We start from the raw sequence: 19,764 nt of genomic DNA, 5'->3' as shown, positions 1-19,764 counted from the left end.
TATCTCTGATGTCTATTGATATTTATGGATATTGATGAAATCAAGAGTATGGTCTTTATTTTTTTAAGACCATACTCTTGATTTCATCAAAATGAGCGACAGGTCTTGATCCCGGAATTAACTGCGATATCCGTCGGGGATCTCTGATGAAAAAGAAAACCGATCTTTGGGAGTTGCGCAGCTGAAGTGACCGGGAAAGCAGTCTACCGGGGCAAAGAACGGCCTTCCCGTCATCAATCGCTGCTCGCTTGTGCGTCAGGCGAGCTTCTTCACGGCTTCCTTCAGGGTCGCCTGCCAGCGAAGCAGATCCTCTTCCACAGTCGGGTTCTTGTAGACGTCATGCACGGCAAAGGTCGGGAGGAACGGCTTCACGCCCATGTACGCGAACTGCTTGTGAAGCGGAAGAAGCACTTCTTCAATCCCTCGTGCGTCAAAGAATTCGCCCGGCTCGTCGAGCGCCTTTTTGGGCGCATTCCATGTCGTGCTCAGCCAATAGCGCTTCGAGGTGAGAAAGCCTCCTGAGCCATACTTCTTATCCGGATCCGTGCGCGTTCTGCCGTCCGTGCCGCAGACCTTCGGATGCGTGAGCACTTCGTCCTGCCAGCGGGTGTAGTGCCAGGGCGTCGACATCGCCCAGATCGGCGTCTGAACCAGAATCAGGTCGGCCGCCAGGATCTTTTCAATTTCCCCTTCAAGCGTCCACTCATTATTGAGGTCTGTGAGAAGCGTCTTCACGCCGGCCGCTTCAAAGGCCTCGCGGGCGAGCCGCGTCATTTCTTCATTAAGCTTTCCGCTCTTTCCCTGAGCGCGGATGCCGGCATTGACAATCAGTACGGTTTTCATGGTGTTCCTCATTCTTTAAAAATCATTGTGAGAGCGCGTCAGTCCTCGGGCGTCTCCCATTCGCGAAGGGTCTTGACCTTCATATGGGCGGCGGCATGATCAAGCTGAGCCATGTCTTCGGCATCAAGCTTCAGCGCAGCGAGGCCGGCCGCCTCTTCAACGTGGCGAACCTTGGTGACCCCGAGAATCGGAATCGTGCCTTTTTCGATGGCCCACCGGGCGGCAATCTGCGAGGGCGTGGCGCCATGCTTTTGGGCAATCGCCCGGATCGCCGCCATGAGCGGAGCGATTTCTTCCCAGTGGCTGTTGTAGAAGGCGCCGCGGCCGCTTTTAGAGGGCATCGGATGCGCTGCGTCGAATCGTCCGGTGAGCGCCCCCTGTTCAAGAACCATGTAGGAATAGAAGTCGATGCTGTTGGCGCGGCAGAAGTCGACAAGCCCGCTATCGAGCGAGGCGCGGTGCATGAGGCTCAGGTGGTTCTGCACGGCCGAGAGGCGGCAGCCCGATTCGCCGAGGATCTCGATCACGCGCTTCACCTGGGCGAGCGTGTGATTGGAGACGCCGAGCGCCTTAATGCGGCCGTCTTTCAGGAGCGGCACGACCTGGGGCGTCCAGCGCTCGACGTCCGCTGAGTTGTGAATCCAGTAGAGATCGATGTAGTCGGTGCCGAGCCTTCTCAGGCTCTCCTCGAACATGGCTTCGACGGGCTTTTCCACGCTGGCCGCAATCTGCGGCGTGAACTTCGTTGAGATGACGACGCTATCGCGCGGAATGCTTTTCAGAAGCTCGCCGAGAATGGCTTCGGAACTGCCGTTCCCGTAAATGGCTGCGGTATCAAAGCTTCGGATCCCGAGTTCGAGCGATTTTTCAACGACGGGCTTCAATGCTGCGGCATCGAGTGCGGCGCCGAAAACCTGGTCGCCGCCCGCGAAGCCCGCACCCCATGCCCAGGCCCCCGCCATAACGGGAGATGCGTTTGCTTCCTTCATGAGACTTGCTCCTCAAAATTCATTCCAATCTGAGAAGGAATTCGGCTTGGCCAGTTCCGTTTTCCTGATGAAGGGGCAGTCTATAGAAGAAAATTAATAATAGCAAATAGCGATATATAATAATTAAAAATTGCTTTTAGCTATATATTAGCAAGATCAGGAACCGCTCACGATGCGCAGCTGATTCTCGGTTTCTCGCCAGTATTCGAGGAGCTTTGTGGCCGCCGGCGACAAGGGTCTTGCGGGATTCCAGGCCGCGGAAACGCTCGAGTGGACAGCCGGACTGAGAGGAATCCATTGGAGGGGAGATGCTTCCGAGTCCGTGATGATGCCGTCGATCGCAAGCACATGCGCGACGCCTTCCCGCGCCATGAGGGAGGCATTGAAGAGGAGCGTATAGGAGCCGACGATCCGCACGTCGTCCCAGACGCTCCCGAACCATCCGGAGAGGTCGTTCCGGCGGCAGGATTGTTCTGAAATCATGATGGGGTGCCCCAGGAGGTCCTTCGGCTCAATGGCGGTTTTCGATGCAAAGGGGCCGTCCCGGCGGGTGAGGAGCCCCCAGCGGGCGTTCTGGGCAAGGGGCATCAGTGCAAAGTGGGTGGCGTCGGCGTTGCCCACGAAAACGGCGAAGTCGGAGAGTCCGATCTGAAGATCGTGGCGTGCGGCTTCCTCATCCGCGCTCACAAAATGAATGCGCACGCGGGGAGCCTCCTCCTGCAGCTTCCCCACGGCCTGAATCAGGCCTCGAAGCGCCGGCGTCTCTGCGGCCGTGATGCGGATGTCGCCCGTGAGGCCTTCCTCTGCCGCGGCTTCCCGCCGCGCCTGATCGTAGAGCGCCACGATGTTTTTCGCGCGCTCGTAAAGGCGCTCTCCCCGGGGCGTGAGCGAAACGCTCCGGGTGGTGCGCGCAAAGAGCGCATGACCGAACTCGGACTCAAGCTCCTTCAATTGCTTTGAGAGCGTGGGCTGGGCGACGCCGAGGAGCTTTGCCGCCCGGGTATAGCTTTCTTCCTCGGCGACGGTGATGAAGTAGCGCAGGCTGCGGATGCTTTCCATGATGGGGCCCAATCCAGTAATGACGCAGGGGAAGGCTTCCGTAAGGCCGCTCTCGGAAGACTTTCACGGTTTTTGAGGATTCTATCGGAGAGAGATGGAGCGCCTGGCATTAGACTCAGACGATCGGTTCCGGACGTTGGGCGAGTTTGGGCTTCAGCCTCGGGCATACATCGATCCTTATCTTTTGGGGAGCGAAGAGGTCCGTGCAGAAGGATCCTCTTGGCAGGAGCCATCTCCAGAGCGGTCGATTTTTTTTACCCTGCCGCCGGAGGCGTTGCTTTACGTTTGTTGCCAGCAACAACAAGGGAATACCCTACACATACATATAAACCTGAAATTAAAAGATATCACCTTTAAATTTCTATGCATTAGGGTTAACCCCCCCCCCCGAAAAAGCATAACTCTAAGCTGTTGCAGTGCCTTCCAAAAGGCATGCGGCCGCTTTGCTGCCTCCCACTGCAGCAAAGCGGCAGAAAAATTTTTCACTTGGAGTATTTCGGAATGAATTCCAATTTCAAGGTGGTCTTCAACAAGGCGCGCGGCGCCCTGATGGTGGCCAACGAGATCACATCGAGCGTCCAGGCCAAGGGCACGAAGACAGTCGTTGCGGCTGCTGTGGCTGCTGTGATGGCTGGTGTCGCCGGGACGGCGATGGCGGCTGATGTCACGTCTACATTGGTTAACGATCAGACCGAGAACGTAGCTACCGTTCTCGCCAAGGGCTACGAGAACCTGACGATTAATAAGGAAACGAACTTTGGCGGCAAGAACTATGGCGCTGTGATCGTTAACGGCGTCAGCGGTGCTTCCGGCGCTGTGCTCTCTGTTGATGGCGCTAAGTTCAACAACAACACGGCGTACACCAGCGTTACTGATACCGCCGGGGCTTACGGCCAGGGCGGTGCGCTTGCCGTTTACAATAGCAAGATTCACTTCAACAACGCTCAAGTTTCCGGCAATACGGCTCAGGGACATGGTGGTGCTGTGGTTCTTCAGAACAGCTCTGAAGTGACCTTCAATGTCTCCGGTCATCAGGATGTCGTCTACGCCGGCAACAAGGCAGGTTCCGGCTATACCAAATACGAAGACATGGGCGGCTTTGCCTATGTCAAGGATGGTTCGACCCTCACGCTCTCTGCGGACAAGGGTTCGTCCCTGACGATCGGTAATGCCGGTGCTGCTGAAACGGCTGGTCTTGACTCCATCGCCTCCTATAACAACGGCGCGATCAAGGTCGGCGGCGACGTGACCATCAACGGCTCGACCGAATGGTTCACCGGCACGATCACTGCTCAGTCTGGTGCTGCGCTGACGTTGGCTACTGGCTTTGGCTCGCGCAATACTCAAGTGCAGGTTGCGGCGAATAACCAAGACAGCGGTGCAGCAGTCTCCGGCGCCACTCTTGCAAGTGGTTCTGTTCTGGATGTGGAATCGGGCGCTTCGGTCACTATTAACGATGTTCTGGAAGTGACCGGTACCGCTGATCAGAGCGGCGCCGGCACGACGGTGAATGTCAGCGCGAACGGCAAGTTCGTTGTTGACGGCATCAAGGTGACGACGCTTGCTTATACGGATAAGGATGGCGGTGCTTCTGGCACGGCTATCGGCAAGGGCCTCACGACTGCGGGCTACGGCGTCATCAATGTGGAATCCACTTCCGGCGCTGCAACGGTTCGCAAGGATGTCGTTGTCGATCAGACCACCAAACTGGATAAGACCGGCGCAGGCGTTCTCAAGATTGAGGGGACGCTCTCCACCGCTGCGGAAACGAAGGATGCTTCAGGTTCTGTTACCAAGGAGGCAGGGCAGTTCAATGTCACGTCCGGTTCGGTCACGACCAACAATCTCGCCAACGCTGGTGCTACCACTGTTGCGGCAAATGCGAAGCTGACGGTGACGGGCACTGAAGGTGCCAACTCTGGCGTGATCACGCTCGGAACCGCTAATGATCAGGCTTCCGGAGGCAGCCTTGTTGTCGCCAAGGGCGGCGCGCTCGTGAATACGGGCTCGATCGCTGTTGCAGCCCCCGGCGCTGGTAACGTCCTCGTGAACGGCAAGCTCGACAACTTCGTCACGAAGGATGTCTCGGGCAAGGCTGTGAACACGTACGGCAAGATTTCCGGCGTGACGGTTACGGTTGCTGACGGCGGCGTTCTCAGCACGAAGATTGGTGAGAATGAATATTTTGCCAAGAACACGATCGTCTCTGAAGGCGGTACGTTCAATCTGACGGAACTCAATTCCCAGAGCACGCCCAATGCAACGACTCCGGTTTATGACCAGACGCTGATTGCCGGCGACACGACGCTGACGCTTGACGGCGGCGCTGTTACGCTCAATGGCAAAGCCTATGACAATGCCAAGATTCAGCTTGGTCTGGTGTCCAAGGTTTCGGGTAAGGATGTTTATTCGACTGGTACGCTCGTTGTGAAGAGCGGTACCTATACGGCCGATCAGCTGGTGTTCCGTAAGAACGACAATCAGGTCACTAAGTCGAACCTGACTGTCGGCGCTGGTGCTTCCTATACGCTCAATACCCTGGATGCCCGCAACGGCGAGGTCGATGTGTCCGGCTCCCTCACGGTGAGCAAGAAGCTATCGACTGATAGCTCCTTCACGGTCGCTAAGACCGGCGTCCTCACCACGACCGCAGATGCGATTGGCCTGACGGTTACTGCCAGCGGCGCTTCTCTCCCGACCAGCGGTGCAACGTTTGCTTCCGGCTCTGTTGTCAACCACGGCAAGCTCGTTCTGAGCGGCCTTGACGCTACGACCACGAAAGCTGGCGTTCAGACGGCAAAGAACTTGGTTCAGGCCGCAGCATCTACGGGTCTGGTTGACTTCGGTACCCTCAAGATTTCGAATGCCCTGACGAGCGGCGGTACGGTCACGTTCGCTGACGTTACCTCTTCCGGTGCTCTTGCCGGCATTACGAATGACCAGATTAAGACTGCGGCTGTTGAAGGCGTTAATGGCACCTTCGACAAGGCCGGTTCCTTTGGTAATCTGCTCCTTTCGGGTGCGACTTCGACGGTGACGGTTGGCAGCGGTGCCGCCCTGACGCTTAATAACGGCGGCGATCTCGTCAAGTTTGTGCCTGCCTCCGGCGATGCCACGATCAAGGGCATGTCGCTTGAATCTGATGCCTCTCTGACGACTACCGGCAAAAATGCCAAGATCGGCGCTGTTGTTAAGGCTTCGTCGAGTGCTTCCGGTACGGCGCTTTCGGTTGCTTCCGGCAGTCTTGAAGTCGCTGACCTCGCAGCTACCGACAATGCACTCGTGACTGTGGATGCGCTCAATATCGCTGATGGCGCAACGCTCTCGGTTGGCCTGACGGTTGCTCCGAAGGCAGCTTCGGGTAACACGCCCGCTGTTGAAGCTAAGTACGGCGACATCTCTACGGGTACCCTTACTGTTGAAGGCACCCTTGCCGCGGACAAGAGCACCGTTACGGTTACGTCCGGTGGTACGGTCAATGGTGTCGCGAATATCAAGACGCTCGCCCTTACCGGCACTCTGAACGTCGGAGCTAAGGATGCCGCTGGCAGCCTCTCGGTCGGCGAACTCCAGGGTTCTGGCTACATCTTTGCGGATCCGGCCTGGGTCAACGGCGTCTCCGAAGAGCATTCCGTCGTTGCTGTGGGCAAGCTTGCTTCGGGCAGCACGGTTGAAGCCGGCCGCAACTCCCTCGTTGCGGTGGGTACGTCGAACGCGGCTGAAGCCGAAGCTGCTTTCAAGCAGTCGGGCTTCGTCCTTGCCGATACCGATGAAGAAACCGCTCCCTGGAATGCGGTCAATTCCGTGGTCTATGTGAACGGCGGCAAGACGGTTTCCGGTTCTGCGACCACCTATACCCCGGTTGAGGGCAATGTGCTTGCTACGGGTGCTGAGTCCGCTACAAACGGTACCGGCGTGAACGTTGATGGCGACGCTCTGCTCATCATTGATGCGGACACCGTCGATACGGAAGGCAATGACAAGATCTTTGCCGCCAACTCTGTGGCGATCAACGGCACGGTTTATGTGGCGAACACCGTCAACGGCGACAAGCTCAACCTCACGACGACTAACCTCGATACGGGCGATCAGTTCGTCTTCGATGGCGACATCCTGATGAGCTTCCGCCAGGTGACTGATGCTGCTGGCTCTGGCACGGGCGTTTATACCCTTGCGATGGACGACGAAGAAATCAAGACGCTCGGCATTGACGAGTTTGCTGGTTTTGACGCCGCCTACGCGATGTTCGAGCAGGGTCTGAACCACGGTAAGTCTTCTTCCGCGGCCTTCAACAACTGGCTCTACAGCAGCATGAGCCATGGTGAAGACATCACGATCCCGGGTCTCCGCACGATCGCTAAGGACGTTGCTTCCCTCGGCGCCACCACTGGCGTTCAGACGCTCACGATGGATGCCGTCAACCAGATGGCTGACACGGTTGCAACCCGCAACAGCATCCTCACGCAGCGTGCTCAGGGCGTCAACGTCTGGGCTGACGTGAACGGCGGCAAGTTCGAAGCCAAGAAGCTCTTTGACGGTGCGGGCTACTCGTCCGACATCTACTCGGGCGTTCTCGGTCTCGACTACCAGTTCTCCTGCAATGCCGTCCTCGGCGCCGCTCTCACGATCGGCACCGCTGATACGGACAGCAAGAACACGGGCGTTGCCGCTTCTACCGATACCGACCTCGTCGGCTTCTCGGTCTACGCCTCGAAGACCTTCGCCGACATCTGGAACGTTGCGGCCGACATCGGCTACATGAGCGCTTCGAACGACGTGACGGCCAACGGCTACAACCACGCCTGGAAGTTCTCCCAGGATACCGATGCCTTTACGGTGGGCGTCCGCGGTGAAGTCCTCACGAAGGCCGGCGCCGTGAACATTGTTCCGCACGTGGGTCTCCGTTACACCCAGCTCTCGACCGACGGCTTTGAAGCCGGCTATGTGACCGACATCGACGACCAGAACATCTTCCAGATGCCTGTCGGCGTTGCCCTCTCGGCTGACTTCGAAACCAACGGCTGGACCCTTGCTCCGAAGTTCGACCTCTCGGTCGTTCCGACCTTCGGCGACAAGGATGCTGACCTCAAGCTCGGCATCAACGGCGTCTCCGCCACCGACGATCTTTCGGTCCGCGTGATCGATTCGAACCCGGTGCAGGCGACCCTCGGCATCAACGCCACGAACGGCGACTGGGGCTTCGGTCTCAGCTACAAGCTCGGCGTCGGTTCCGACGAGCGCATGAACAACTCGTTCAACGCTCAGGTCCGCTACGCGTTCTAAGCCTCATGGCTCTGCCTCTGAAGTTCCTTCAGAGGCAGCAGACGCGTCGCAATGAATGCGGCGGACATCTCCGGACGTTCGCCGCTTCAGACGACCCTCTCGATAGAGCCCGTTTCCTGAGCGTGTTTCGGGAGACGGGCTTCTTTTCTTCGGAAAACGGAAATTTTCTGAAGGAGATGAAGTCATGATGTCGCAGACCGACGAGCGGACGCTGGAAGCACGACGTGAGCGGCGGGAAAAGTGCGCATCCGAAGAAAAGCGCCGTCAGGCGGTGGAGCTTTTCCGGCACGGCATCGGCTATACCCGGGCCTCGCGCATTCTCAATCTTTCCGTCAACACGGTTCGTGACTGGAGCCGGGAATTCAGAAAGGGCACCTTTCGGATCAAGGTTTCCCGCAATCAGTACCGCTATCCGCCGGAAATCCGGGAAAAAGTCATTCAGCTTCGGCTCTCGGGTTATTCCTGGAACGAAATCGAAAAAAGCACTGGGATTTCCGTGAGCACCTGCCGCAAGTGGGTGACGGACTACTGTGAGAAGAGAGGCACGAAGCCTCAGCTTCTCGTGCCCGTCAATTCCAGTTTGAGCCGACTGTGAGCCTTTGATGTTCTCAGGCACTTTTTGAGGCTGTCCATTCCCTTTTCGGGATCGGGCAGCTTTTTTCTTTTCTCGGTTGCAGACCGGTTCGGAAGGCTTCCTCTGCATGAACGTGGTGCATTTGTCTCCGCGTTATCCTGCCATCGGCGACCGCAAATTTTGGAGAATCGCGAATCTGCTCGGTTTTGACGGGTTTGCCGGAGAAAAACGACATCAAAGTACCGGTTTTGACCTGCTGCAACACAAAAATGCCGTGAAGGGGTGCGGTCGGTCCGGTGTCTGCAAAGCAGAAAACGGTCTCCGGGATGACGGTGGTGCACTTTTTCTCGCGCCAACTGATCATTGGCGACCGCGAATCTGAAAAAACGTCTTTTCATGGCGTTTTGGCGCCTGAATAGCCATGAAACAACCTCAAGGGAGCAGTGTTTCAGCAGTTTTTGCACCAAATTGACCGCCCTGAGGACGGCCATGCCGCTCATCCTCAGAGAAGCTTCCTGATGGAAAGGAGAAGCGTCATCGCCGCTTCCTTCATCATGAGGTTCTCTTCAATGCGGTTGAGGGCCTCTTCCGCGCTCACGCACTCAAAGTGATCCACCTCGCCGTCAACAGGCTCCGGCATAAAGCCTTCGGGAAGAAGCGCCGCGTAGGCGCAGCTCACTTCATGCATCCAGCCGCCGCGAACAGGCCGGGAGATGCGGTCGCAGGCTAGAAACTCCGCCTTCACCGGGTCGAACGCCGTGAGGCCGGCTTCTTCCTGAGACTCGCGCGCGAGCGCTTCGAGTGGAGTCTCTCCCGCCTGAATCATTCCGGCGGCGAGCCCGTCCCAGAGTCCGGGGCCGACGAGTTTTCTGGAACTCCGTTTTCCGAGAAGAAAAACGGGATCACTTTCATCCCTTGGATTCCGGATGCGGCCTGCGAGATGCACGGCCGAGGTCTGGGCACCGAGCGGCCGGTAGAGCGCACGCTCGAGCCTGCCGATGGGAGCCGACTCAGGCTGATCCAAAGGCACAAGATCGAGCTTTTCATCGCGCCAACCCTGACTCAGCCCCGCATCCCTCATCGCAAAGCCGAAGTTCGTGAGGTCTCCGGAAGGGAGCATGAGACCGCCCTGCGAGAGGAGAGCACCATCAAGCTTTCCGATTTTTTCGGCAAACTCCGGGCGCGTACGCCCGATGAGAAATCCCTCCCAGAACACGGGAACCAGTCCGGCATCCGACATGGAAAAGCCCGCCTTAAGCGCATGGTAGAGCGCTTCGAGGCGGGCTCTGAAGTCGGATGCCTGGGGGCGCGTGAATGCGTCCCCGGCATCAGATGTCTTCATTTCAAGCGATTAACCCTTGAAGTTTTCCGGGCGCATATGCGGGAAGAGGAGCACGTCGCGGATGGTCGGCGCGTCCGTCAGGAGCATCATGAAGCGGTCGATGCCGATGCCGCAGCCCGCGGTCGGGGGAAGACCATACTCGAGCGCTCGGATGTAGTCGGCGTCGTAGTACATGGCTTCGTCGTCGCCGTGGCTCTTCTTGTCGGCCTGAGCCTTGAAGCGCCGGGCCTGATCGTCCGGGTCATTCAGTTCCGAGAAGCCGTTGGCGGTTTCGCGGCCGGCGATGTAGAGCTCAAAGCGCTCGGTGATTTCCGGATCCGCGTCAGACGCACGCGCAAGCGGCGAAATCTCAACCGGATAGTCGATGATGAAGGTGGGCTCGATCAATTTCGACTCGGCCGTTTCTTCAAAGAGCGCCATCTGGAGCGCGCCGAGACCGGCGTCGACCGGGATTTCGCCTCCGAGGCGCTTCAGCTCCCCGCGGATGAATTCGGGGTTGTTGAGCTCTTCGTCGGTGTAGTCCGGAGCAAACTTCTTGATCGCCTGAAGCGGAGTGAGGCGATGGAAGGGCTTCGAGAGGTCGATCGTGTGGCCCTGGTACTGAAGGACCGCGGAACCCGTGGCTTCCTTCGCAACCGTGCGCAGGAGGTTTTCCGTGAAGTCCATCTGATCACGGTACGTCCAGTACGTGCAGTAGAACTCCATCATCGTGAATTCGGGGTTGTGACGGACCGAGACGCCTTCGTTGCGGAAGTTGCGGTTGATTTCGAAGACGCGTTCGAAGCCGCCCACGACGAGGCGCTTCAGGTAAAGCTCCGGCGCGATGCGCAGGTACATGTCCATGTCGAGCGCATTGTGGTGCGTGATGAAGGGCTTCGCATTGGCGCCGCCCGGGATCGGGTGGAGCATCGGCGTTTCGACTTCGAGGAAGCGGTGGTCGAGCATGAACTGGCGGATCGCGGCGATCGCCTTCGAGCGCGTGAGGAAGCGCTTTCTCGAATCCTCATTCATGATGAGGTCGACGTAGCGCTGGCGGTAGCAGAGCTCGGTGTCCTGCAGGCCCTTGTGCTTGTCGGGGAGCGGACGGATGCTCTTCGTCATGAGACGGACTTCCTTCGCGCGGATGGCAAGGTCGCCCGCGCGCGTCCTGAAGAGCGTGCCGCGGCAGGCGACGATGTCCCCGAGGTCAAAGGTCTTGAAGGCGGCGTAGGCGTCTTCGCCCACTTCGTTCATCTGCACGAAGTACTGCATGTCGCCCGTAAAGTCGCGGACGGTGCAGAAGGAGGCCTTGCCCATGATGCGCTTCAGCATCACGCGGCCCGAGCAGGCAACCTGAGGAGCGAGCTTCTCGAGCTCCTCGGCGCTCATTTCGCCGTACTTCTCGCGCAGGTCGCCGAAAAGGTCGGTGCGCACGAAGTCGTTGGGATAGGCCACGCCCGTTTCGCGCAGGTGCGCGAGCTTCGCGCGGCGTTCGGCGATGATGTGGTTCTCTTCGGCTGCGGCTTCCTGCGCCGTCTGGATTTCATTTTCAGCCATTTGAATTTCCTTCTGAAAGGCTTGATGTGCCTCGTCAAGAGGCGCGGTTCTCCCTCGCGCCTTCCTTTCTTAGGCTTTCAGGTTTAAAGCGATTACTCAGCAGCGGGGAGACCGCCCACGCCGTTCTTGAGGCTCGCTTCGATGAACTGGTCAAGGTCGCCGTCAAGTACGGCGCCGGTGTTGCCCGTTTCCACGCCCGTGCGCAGATCCTTCACGCGGGACTGGTCGAGCACGTAGCTGCGGATCTGGTGCCCCCAGCCGATGTCGGACTTCTGCTCCTCGAGCTTCGTCTGCGCTTCCATGCGCTTTCTCATCTCGAGTTCGTAGAGCTTGGCTTTCAACTGCTGCATCGCCTTCTCGCGATTGCGGTGCTGCGAGCGGTCGTCCTGGCAGATCGTGATGATGCCGGTCGGGATGTGGTGGATTCGAACCGCAGATTCCGTCTTCTGAATGTGCTGGCCGCCCGCGCCCGAAGCGCGGAAGACGTCGATTGAGAGGTCGGCCGGATTGATCTCAATATCGATCGAATCGTCGACTTCCGGATAGACGTAGACCGAGCAGAAGGAGGTGTGGCGGCGGGCGTTGGCGTCAAAGGGGCTCTTGCGAACCAGACGGTGAATGCCCGTTTCCGTGCGGAGCGTCCCGTAGGCCCATTCGCCTTCGATGAAGAGCGTCGCCGACTTGATGCCCGCAACTTCGCCCGCGGACTCTTCCTCGAGCGTTACCTTGAAGCCCTTTCTTTCGGCATAGCGCATGTACATGCGCTCGATCATGCTCGCCCAGTCCTGAGCTTCCGTGCCGCCCGCACCGGCCTGAATTTCGAGGTAGCAGTTGGCCGAGTCCATCGGCTGGTTGAACATGCGCTTGAATTCAAGCTGACCGACCTCTTCGGCGTAGCCGTCAACATCGGCGCCGATCGCTTCGACGGCGTCCCAGTCTTCGTCGGCCATCGAGAGTTCAAAGAGTTCCTTCGCGTCCGCAAGTCCCGCGGTGAGTCTCTCGAAGCTGCCGACGATGTCGTCGAGCATCTTCTTTTCCTTGCTCACTTCCTGGGCGTGCTTGGGATCGTTCCAGAGGTCGGGATTCTCAATCTCGCGATTGACTTCTTCGAGTCGTCGTGCCTTGCGGTCGACGTCAAAGATACCTCCGAAGTTCAGCGAGCCTGCGGCCCAGATCTTCGATGAGGGATTCAATCTGATTGATGCGTTCAGCTTCCATTTTGAGTCCTGTTGATGCGCTCCCGGGTCCGCCTGAAGAAATCAGAGGCCTCCGGAACCAAAACATCCGGAAGAATCCTGCGGGGGAGCTGACGGGCCGCGCTGATGAAGACTTAAAGCCTTCGAGGCAGCCCGAAGTGAAATCATGAAACCCGGAATTATAAGCGGAATGGGGAGAGCGCCTGAAGCGCTCTCCCCCGAGAAAAAGCAGGAAAAAGAAGAAGCCGCAAGGTTCTGGAAGACCGCAACGGACTATTCCGCCGCTTCCGCCACAAGCTGCACCGTGCGACGTCCCCGGTACTCGTTGATGGCGGGCCGGTAGGCGATCTTCGCCTGCATGGGAAGGGGCTCGCGGTGGCGGAAGAAAATGCCTTCAAAGCGCTGTCCGCCAAGCCCCAGCTGAAGCTTCAAATGCGCATCCTTGAGAAGCGTCTGGTTGAGGACCGTGAATTCATTCGCAAAGAGCGGGGATTCAAAGCCCTGCCCCCAGATCTGGCGGTCGATTTCCGTGCAGAGGCCTTCCGTGATTTCGTCGGGCGCGAGCCCGCCGTCGGTGAGCACGATCCTTTCGAAGACGGAGGCGTCGCAGTGCGTGCGCACGACCTCTTCAAAGGCTTTCTGAAACTCCTTCAGGCTCTCCGGACGGATGGAAAGACCCGCCGCCATGGCGTGGCCGCCGAAGCGGATGACGACGCCGGGAAGCGCCTTTGAGACAAGGTCGATCATGTCGCGCAGGTGTATCCCCGGAATGGATCTTCCGGAGCCCTTCAACTCATGATTTTCCGTGGGCGCAAAAGCGATCACGGGACGGTGGATCCGTTCCTTGAGGCGCGCGGCGACGAGCCCCACAACGCCCTCGTTGAAGTCGGGGTTGTAGAGCGAAAAAGTCGCCCGGTGATCGAGGTCTACCGCTTCGAGCGCGGCTTCCGCGGCCTGCTGCATCTCGCCCTCGAGTTCGCGCCGTTCGGCGTTGATGGAATTGAGGTTGTCCGCAAAGGCGAGCGCCCGCGAGGGGTCGTCGGAGAGCAGACACTCGATGCCGCTTTCCATGGTGCCCAAGCGCCCCGCTGCATTGATCCTCGGGGCGACGGCGAAACCAAAGTCCCGCACGCCCGCCGTATGGATGTCTTTGCCCGCAATGGCAAAAAGAGCTTCGAGTCCCGCGTGGGTGCGCCCCGACCGGATTCTTCTCAGTCCCTGGGAAACGAGAATCCGGTTGTTTTTATCGAGCTTCACCACGTCGGCGACGGTGCCTAAGGCCACAAAGTCGACGAGCTGGTCGAGCCTCGGCTGGGTCTTTGCGTCATAGACGCCCCGCTCGCGCAGAAGCGCCCGGAGGGCGAGAAGGACGTAGTAGATGACGCCTACGCCCGCGAGGTTCTTCGACGGGAAAACCGAGTCCGCGCGGTTGGGATTGACGATTGCAACGGCGCGGGGGAGTTCGGGTCCGGGCAGATGGTGGTCGGTCACGATCACGTCGATCCCGAGCTCGCGGGCGCGGTCGACGGCCGGAACGGACGAAATGCCGTTGTCGACCGTAACGATGAGGGAGGGTTTGGGATCGCGCGCGGCCACAATGTCGACCACGTTCGGGGTGAGGCCGTAGCCGTGCACCACGCGGTCGGGGACAAAGTAGGAAGCGCTGATGCCGAGCATCTGAAAGCCCCGGAGCCCCACCGTGCAGGCGGTCGCACCGTCGCAGTCGTAGTCGGCAACAATGGTGACGTGTTCGCCCTTGTCGCGTGCGACGACAAGCCTTTCAGCAGCTTCCCTCGTGCCTTCGAGCATGGCGGGCGGAATCATCCCCTGCCACTCCTGCTCAAGGTCCGAGGCTTCACTGATGCCTCGGGCGGCAAGCGCACGGGCAATGGGCGGAAGGAACCCGGCACGTGCGAGCCTTTCGGCTGCATGGGGATCGTAGGTGCGGGAAAGAATGCGCGTCATGCTGCTTCCTCCCCGTTGGCTTCGAAAGATTTGGGTTCAGAGTCCAAAAGCCAGTCTTCCGGCGAAACGACGTTTTTACGCTTCAGGAACCCGAGCGCGCCCCGCTTTTCGGGGACGAGCGTCGCGGAGGTCCCGTGACCGAATGCGACGATGACGTTGCCGGTCAGATGTGCCGCTTTTTCCTCGCCGATCCAGTGGTCGAGCTTTTCAAGGAGCCCGGGCACGCGCTTCGCCCACGCGTCCCAGTCGTGCCTCAACCACGCATCGTAGAGGTCGTCGACAACGAGAATGCGGTCGCCTTCAGGGGCTTCGGGCCACTTCGCGTGCTTCAGCGTCCCGAGGTATGCCTTCGGGATTCCGGCGTCCTCGGCCCAGGCAAGAGCCGTGCGGTCATTCGTGATGACGGAGCGGAAGGTCGAGGGCGGAAAGACGGGTGCGGAGCGCCCGCCCCCGGAGAGCCAGAGGCCGCGGATCGCCTGGGTTTCGTCGGGAAGCGCTTCGCGGAGCGCCTCTTCGACCTTGTGAAGGAGTTCATCCACGCGCTTCTTGCCGGCCCCGAGCGCAAGATGCGTGATGTGTCCGATATGGTCCTGCTCCATGCCGCAGAGGTCTTCGAACGGGCGTGCCGAAAAATCGAGTCCGTCGCGCGTGGCGGCATAAAACGACTTCCCGGAAATCATGAGGCGCATGCCGGCTTCAGCCAACACCGTGTCCGCCGCGCAGGCGGCGCGGGGAAGAAGGGCTTCGGCAAAATCAAAGCGCGCGAGGCGCCCCGACGGATCCACGGTCCAGAAGTTGATCGACCAGAATTCCTGATCAAGCCGGGGACCGTGCTCCGACATCCAGGCGTAAGGGGCGATAACGGGCGCGCCCGTCCGATGCGTGAGCACTTTCCAGAGCCACGCGCGGTGGGGCGAATATTCATGAAGGGGCTCGGAGAGCCGCTGAATGCCGGGCGGCTCGCGCCCGGTCCCGAGCGCCGTGAGCCGCGTGCGGTCCGCGTCCGTTAGGGACGCAAGAACCTCACGGGCGCATCCTTGAGGCAGACGCGCGCCGGGAATGAGATAAAAGGCAGTTGTCATAATGGAAGGCATTGTAGCCGCCCGCACGCGGGACGCTCTCAGCATCCGGGACGTTCTCTTCTCGATGGACGGCTTCCGGTGCGCTGGCGCCCGGGTCTTCTTTAATCCCTTCTGCGCCTTCCCGGAGAGGCCGCTGCCGCCGGATCGCACATCTTTCCCGTGAACTCTAGGAAAAACAATTTGTTGCGCAATTCTTTTCCCGTCACCCCGGCGCTTTTCCCTTGACGCGGCCGCTAGAATGAGCGCCTTAAAGAAAATACTTCCAAAAGGCCTTCCGCTTTCGGAAACGATCCGGAAAAGGGATTTTTTGTGCAGACGCCATTTGAATTCATGATCGGCCTCACTTATACGAGGCAGGGCAGAAAAGGCCGTCGCCGGGACGGCTTCATGTCCTTTATTTCCGGCATTTCCGTCGCGTCGATTGCGCTGGGCGTGGCCGCCCTCATCATCGTCCTTTCGGTGATGAACGGCTTTCAGAAAGAAGTCCGCGACCGGATGCTTTCCGTGATTCCTCATATCGAAGTGACGGCCGTGCCGGGCCCGCTGAAGGACGCTGAGGGACTCGCAAAGGAGCTTGAAGCCCGGGGCGACATCCTTGCCGCAGCGCCTTACGTGCAGGGGCAGGGGCTTTTTAATTCCGGCTCCGTCGTCCGCGGCGCGCTCGTGAAGGGCGTGGATCCCGCAAAGGAACCGGGCGTGAGCGAAATGTCGGAGAACATCTCCGGGGGCGCAGAATTGAAGGACCTGACGCCTAAGAGCTTCGGCGTCATCCTCGGGCGCGATCTGGCGCGAGCATTGGGCGTCCGAACGGGCGACAAGGTGGCCCTCATCGTCCCCGAAGGCAACATGACCCCGGCCGGACTCATGCCGAGGATGCGGCAGCTGACGGTCCTCGGGTACCTTTCTTCCGGCCACTATGAATACGACAGCACCATGGCGCTTCTCAATATTGAGGACGCTGCGGCGATTTTCCGCACCGGGGGTCCCCAGGGGCTGAGACTCCGCACTGCCGACATGAATCAGGCGCCCGCGATCGCGCGCTCGGTGGCTGAGATGCTCCCCGCGGGCGTCTACGCATCCGACTGGTCGCGTCAGAACCGCACGTGGTTTGCAGCCGTCCAGGTTGAAAAGCGCATGATGGGGATTATTCTTTTCCTGATCGTGCTTGTGGGCGCCTTCGGTCTCGTGTCCACCCTCGTCATGACGGTAAAGGAAAAGCAGGCCGACATTGCGATTCTGAGAACGCTCGGCGCTTCGCGCTCCTCCATCCTCGCAATCTTCATGATTCAGGGAACGATCGTCGGGATTGTGGGCGTGGCGGCGGGCGTCGCCGCGGGGCTCCTTGTTGCCTATAACGTGGGTTCCATCGTGAGCTTCATAGAAGGCCTCATGGGGGTCGAATTCCTCCCGAGAGAGATCTACTTCATCAGCTCCATGCCTTCCGACCCGCGGCTCTCCGACATCATTCCGATTTCGGTCTTCTCCTTCCTATTGTCCCTTGTCGCCACGCTCTACCCGAGCTGGCGCGCGGCAAGACTTCATCCTGCGGAGGCGCTCCGTTATGAATAACGCGAATGAACCCGTTCTCTCGGCGGCTCATGTTGCCAAGGCCTACCGCGACGGCGCGGCGGCTGTGCCGGTCCTGAAGGATGTGAACCTCACCGTGATGCCGGGCGAAACCGTTGCGATTCTCGGGGCCTCCGGGTCAGGAAAGTCGACGCTCCTTCATATCCTGGGAGGGTTGGACGCTCTGGACGCAGGTGAAGTTTCCATTGCGGGCGAAAAGCTTTCCGGGCTCTCGGAGTCGGAGCGCGGACGCTTGAGAAACCGGCGCCTCGGCTTCGTCTATCAGTTTCATCATCTGCTCCCCGAATTCACGGCGCTCGACAACGCGGCGATGCCGCTCTTCATCCGCCGCATGAACCGGACGGAAGCGCGTCAGAAGGCGAGGACAGCGCTCGAAGCTGTGGGACTTGGCCACCGGCTCGACCACCTGCCGTCGCAGCTCTCCGGGGGCGAACGCCAGCGAGTGGCGATTGCCCGCGCGCTCATTACGGAACCCGCCTGCATCCTTGCCGACGAACCTACAGGGAATCTCGATGAGGAAACGGCCGAGCAGGTCTTTCAGTCGCTTCTTAAACTCGCGCACGAGAAGGGCGCAGCCATCGTCATCGTCACGCACGACCGCGATCTCGCTCGTCTCTGCGACCGCGTGGTGAAGCTCGCTGACGGCGCGATCGAACCCGTCGAAAAGAGTTTCTAAAGCGCCAGGCTGCCATGGGCTTCATCGATACGCACTCGCACCTCTGGGTCCCGAGGCTTGAGGAGCGCCTCCCGGAACTTCTCGCCGACGCCCGGCGTGCAGGGGTCGAAAACATGCTCCTCTGCGCCGGGGGCCCTTCGAACTGGGATCTCACCCGCGAGGTCGCCTGCGAAGCGGGGTTGGGGTACCTCCTCGGCATCCATCCGCTCGCCCTTGATGAAGTGGGCGACGGAACGATTGAGAAGCTTCGCGATGAGGTTCAACGCCGGATGGAAGACCCCCACTTCATCGGCATCGGCGAAGTGGGTTTGGATGGTTTTGTGCCCGGCATTGATCAGGTGCTTGCCAGGGAAGTGTTTCTGGCGGAACTTCGGATCGCCCGGGAATTTTCGCTTCCGCTCTCGATTCACGTGAGGAAAAGCGGATCGCAGACGATGGGCGCGCTGAGGCGCCTCCCGCCCCCTGGCGGCGCGGTTCACGCCTTCAACGGCTCCGACGTCGAGCGCGATGCGTTTCTTCAACTTGGCCTCCGGCTGGGATTCGGGGGCGCCTGCACCTACGCGGGCAGCAAGCGGATCCGCCGGCACCTTGCGGAACTCCCTGACGGCGCCTGGCTCCTTGAGACCGATGCGCCCGACATGCCGGGATCAAAGCGGCGGGACGCCCATGAGCGAGAGGGAAAGTCTCTTTTCACTGAACCCGCGGACATTCTTGAGGCCGCAAGGGCGGCCGCAGAACTCCGGGGCATCACGGTCGACGAGGCGGCAAAGGTTTCGCGAGACGCCGCCATCGCCGCCTTTCCGAGGCTCTCGGGGCTCCTCGCATTGCCTGATGCGTTTGCGAAGCGATGAGGCTCCTCTCAAGCAATCTAAGACGATTCTTGAGTGCATTCTGCCCTGTCCCGAGGGCTCTCGACGTAAACTAAACAATCCGCACATACCCCTGAGGAGCACGTCGGTTCGATGACGCGCCTCCAATCCCCGGCCAGGATTCATTTTTGGGCCCCATGAGGAGATTTCCCGTGACAGAAGCAAATATGGACCGCGTTCTCGTCGGCGTTTTCGGCCTTGACCGTCCCGGCATCGTATCCGCAGTGTCCTCCGTGATTACGCGCCACGGCGCAAACCTCGAGCAGGTGAGTCAGGTAACCCTTCACGGGCAGTTCGCCCTGATGTGCGTGGTGCAGAAGCCTGTCGACCTCGAGAAGTCCGTGATTGAGGACGACTTGAACGAAGAGATCCGCCGGCGCAAATTGAAGCAGGCCGTTCTTGTCCTCGACTTTGTTGAGCCCACGGAAAACCTTGAAGGCGAACCCTATGTGATCAGCATCTGGGGGCCGGACCGGAACGACATCATCACGACGTTCTCCCGCATCCTCGCCGAACAGAAGATCAACATTGAGAGCCTGCGCGCCTTCCCGATCGAGGACGGCATGTCGCTTCAGGTCTTTGAAGCCCAGATTCCGCTCGAGGTCGACCGCCGGGCGCTCCACCGCACGCTGATTGACCGTGCGGGCGCGATGGGGCTGCGCTGCAATCTCCAGCACCGCGATATTTTTGAAGCCATTCACCGCGTGAAGGTGGACTGATCTGCCTCTTGATCCGACATACCTGAATTCTTAGGAAACCAAAA

General features: G+C 59.6%; 15 protein-coding genes. 6 read left to right on the top strand and 9 right to left on the bottom strand.

The window, feature by feature from the left end:
- Window positions 1-255: 255 nt before the first annotated feature.
- The 3 genes from FG381_RS06125 to FG381_RS06115 form a co-directional block, all read right to left on the bottom strand.
- Window positions 256-843 carry an NAD(P)H-dependent oxidoreductase gene (locus FG381_RS06125; protein ID WP_139687999.1) on the bottom strand — a complete coding sequence of 196 codons (588 nt, stop codon included), beginning with the start codon at window positions 841-843 and terminating at the stop codon, window positions 256-258.
- A gap of 38 nt (window positions 844-881) precedes the next feature.
- Window positions 882-1,832 (bottom strand): aldo/keto reductase, encoded by a 951-nt coding sequence (locus FG381_RS06120; protein WP_139687998.1) that lies wholly within the window; start codon window positions 1,830-1,832, stop codon window positions 882-884.
- A 156-nt stretch (window positions 1,833-1,988) separates the two neighbouring features.
- Window positions 1,989-2,891, bottom strand: a complete 903-nt coding sequence (locus tag FG381_RS06115) for a LysR family transcriptional regulator (RefSeq protein WP_139687997.1) — start codon at window positions 2,889-2,891, stop codon at window positions 1,989-1,991.
- Between the two features lie 501 nt (window positions 2,892-3,392).
- Between FG381_RS06115 and FG381_RS06110 the strand changes: the two genes are divergently transcribed.
- Window positions 3,393-8,174 (top strand): autotransporter domain-containing protein, encoded by a 4,782-nt coding sequence (locus FG381_RS06110; protein ID WP_165697887.1) that lies wholly within the window; start codon window positions 3,393-3,395, stop codon window positions 8,172-8,174.
- A gap of 184 nt (window positions 8,175-8,358) precedes the next feature.
- Window positions 8,359-8,769 carry a helix-turn-helix domain-containing protein gene (locus FG381_RS06105; RefSeq protein WP_139687995.1) on the top strand — a complete coding sequence of 137 codons (411 nt, stop codon included), beginning with the start codon at window positions 8,359-8,361 and terminating at the stop codon, window positions 8,767-8,769.
- Window positions 8,770-8,782: 13 nt separating this feature from the next.
- Here the strand turns inward: FG381_RS06105 and FG381_RS06100 are convergent, their stop codons facing one another.
- From FG381_RS06100 to FG381_RS06075, 6 genes are all read right to left on the bottom strand, one after another.
- Window positions 8,783-9,112, bottom strand: coding sequence for a hypothetical protein (locus FG381_RS06100; protein ID WP_139687994.1), 330 nt, complete (start codon window positions 9,110-9,112; stop codon window positions 8,783-8,785).
- Between the two features lie 138 nt (window positions 9,113-9,250).
- Window positions 9,251-10,090 carry an NUDIX domain-containing protein gene (locus FG381_RS06095; protein ID WP_139687993.1) on the bottom strand — a complete coding sequence of 280 codons (840 nt, stop codon included), beginning with the start codon at window positions 10,088-10,090 and terminating at the stop codon, window positions 9,251-9,253.
- A gap of 9 nt (window positions 10,091-10,099) precedes the next feature.
- A complete protein-coding gene (gene lysS, locus FG381_RS06090) occupies window positions 10,100-11,626 on the bottom strand; it encodes a lysine--tRNA ligase (RefSeq protein WP_139687992.1) in 1,527 nt (508 codons plus the stop codon).
- A gap of 92 nt (window positions 11,627-11,718) precedes the next feature.
- Window positions 11,719-12,844, bottom strand: a protein-coding gene (gene prfB / locus FG381_RS06085) for a peptide chain release factor 2 (protein ID WP_139687991.1) whose coding sequence is annotated in 2 segments (ribosomal slippage) — window positions 11,719-12,762 and window positions 12,764-12,844 — 1,125 coding nt in all. Because the reading frame shifts where the segments join, the coding sequence is not laid out codon by codon here.
- 251 nt (window positions 12,845-13,095) lie between these two features.
- Window positions 13,096-14,787, bottom strand: a complete 1,692-nt coding sequence (recJ, locus tag FG381_RS06080) for a single-stranded-DNA-specific exonuclease RecJ (RefSeq protein ID WP_139687990.1) — start codon at window positions 14,785-14,787, stop codon at window positions 13,096-13,098.
- The gene (locus FG381_RS06075; RefSeq protein ID WP_139687989.1) at window positions 14,784-15,881 is read right to left on the bottom strand and encodes a hypothetical protein; all 1,098 of its coding nucleotides are present in this window, start codon (window positions 15,879-15,881) and stop codon (window positions 14,784-14,786) included. Before FG381_RS06075 ends, recJ begins: the two co-directional genes overlap by 4 nt.
- A 297-nt stretch (window positions 15,882-16,178) precedes the next feature.
- On the opposite strand from FG381_RS06075, the gene FG381_RS06070 reads away from it, so the two are divergent.
- From FG381_RS06070 to FG381_RS06055, 4 genes are all read left to right on the top strand, one after another.
- On the top strand, window positions 16,179-17,438 hold the full coding sequence (locus FG381_RS06070) for a lipoprotein-releasing ABC transporter permease subunit (protein WP_139687988.1): 1,260 nt from the start codon (window positions 16,179-16,181) through the stop codon (window positions 17,436-17,438).
- Entirely contained in the window at window positions 17,431-18,132 is a 702-nt protein-coding gene (locus FG381_RS06065; protein WP_139687987.1) for an ABC transporter ATP-binding protein, read from the top strand. The genes FG381_RS06070 and FG381_RS06065 overlap by 8 nt, the downstream gene beginning before the upstream one ends.
- 14 nt (window positions 18,133-18,146) lie before the next feature.
- A complete protein-coding gene (locus FG381_RS06060) occupies window positions 18,147-18,983 on the top strand; it encodes a TatD family hydrolase (protein ID WP_139687986.1) in 837 nt (278 codons plus the stop codon).
- Between the two features lie 170 nt (window positions 18,984-19,153).
- Window positions 19,154-19,720, top strand: a complete 567-nt coding sequence (locus FG381_RS06055) for a glycine cleavage system protein R (protein ID WP_226960379.1) — start codon at window positions 19,154-19,156, stop codon at window positions 19,718-19,720.
- Window positions 19,721-19,764: the final 44 nt, after the last annotated feature.

This window comes from Sutterella faecalis (assembly GCF_006337085.1).
GTDB lineage: Bacteria > Pseudomonadota > Gammaproteobacteria > Burkholderiales > Burkholderiaceae_F > Sutterella > Sutterella faecalis.
This window is presented reverse-complemented; position numbering and strand designations above follow the sequence as displayed.

Coding starts and splice junctions, on each gene's coding strand:
- FG381_RS06075 (WP_139687989.1), bottom strand. CDS start 15,881: ATGCCTTCCATTATGACAACTGCCTTTTATCTCATTCCCGGCGCGCGT.
- FG381_RS06110 (WP_165697887.1), top strand. CDS start 3,393: ATGAATTCCAATTTCAAGGTGGTCTTCAACAAGGCGCGCGGCGCCCTG.
- FG381_RS06100 (WP_139687994.1), bottom strand. CDS start 9,112: ATGATCAGTTGGCGCGAGAAAAAGTGCACCACCGTCATCCCGGAGACC.
- FG381_RS06065 (WP_139687987.1), top strand. CDS start 17,431: ATGAATAACGCGAATGAACCCGTTCTCTCGGCGGCTCATGTTGCCAAG.
- FG381_RS06095 (WP_139687993.1), bottom strand. CDS start 10,090: ATGAAGACATCTGATGCCGGGGACGCATTCACGCGCCCCCAGGCATCC.
- FG381_RS06060 (WP_139687986.1), top strand. CDS start 18,147: ATGGGCTTCATCGATACGCACTCGCACCTCTGGGTCCCGAGGCTTGAG.
- FG381_RS06105 (WP_139687995.1), top strand. CDS start 8,359: ATGATGTCGCAGACCGACGAGCGGACGCTGGAAGCACGACGTGAGCGG.
- FG381_RS06115 (WP_139687997.1), bottom strand. CDS start 2,891: ATGGAAAGCATCCGCAGCCTGCGCTACTTCATCACCGTCGCCGAGGAA.
- FG381_RS06120 (WP_139687998.1), bottom strand. CDS start 1,832: ATGAAGGAAGCAAACGCATCTCCCGTTATGGCGGGGGCCTGGGCATGG.
- lysS (WP_139687992.1), bottom strand. CDS start 11,626: ATGGCTGAAAATGAAATCCAGACGGCGCAGGAAGCCGCAGCCGAAGAG.
- recJ (WP_139687990.1), bottom strand. CDS start 14,787: ATGACGCGCATTCTTTCCCGCACCTACGATCCCCATGCAGCCGAAAGG.
- FG381_RS06125 (WP_139687999.1), bottom strand. CDS start 843: ATGAAAACCGTACTGATTGTCAATGCCGGCATCCGCGCTCAGGGAAAG.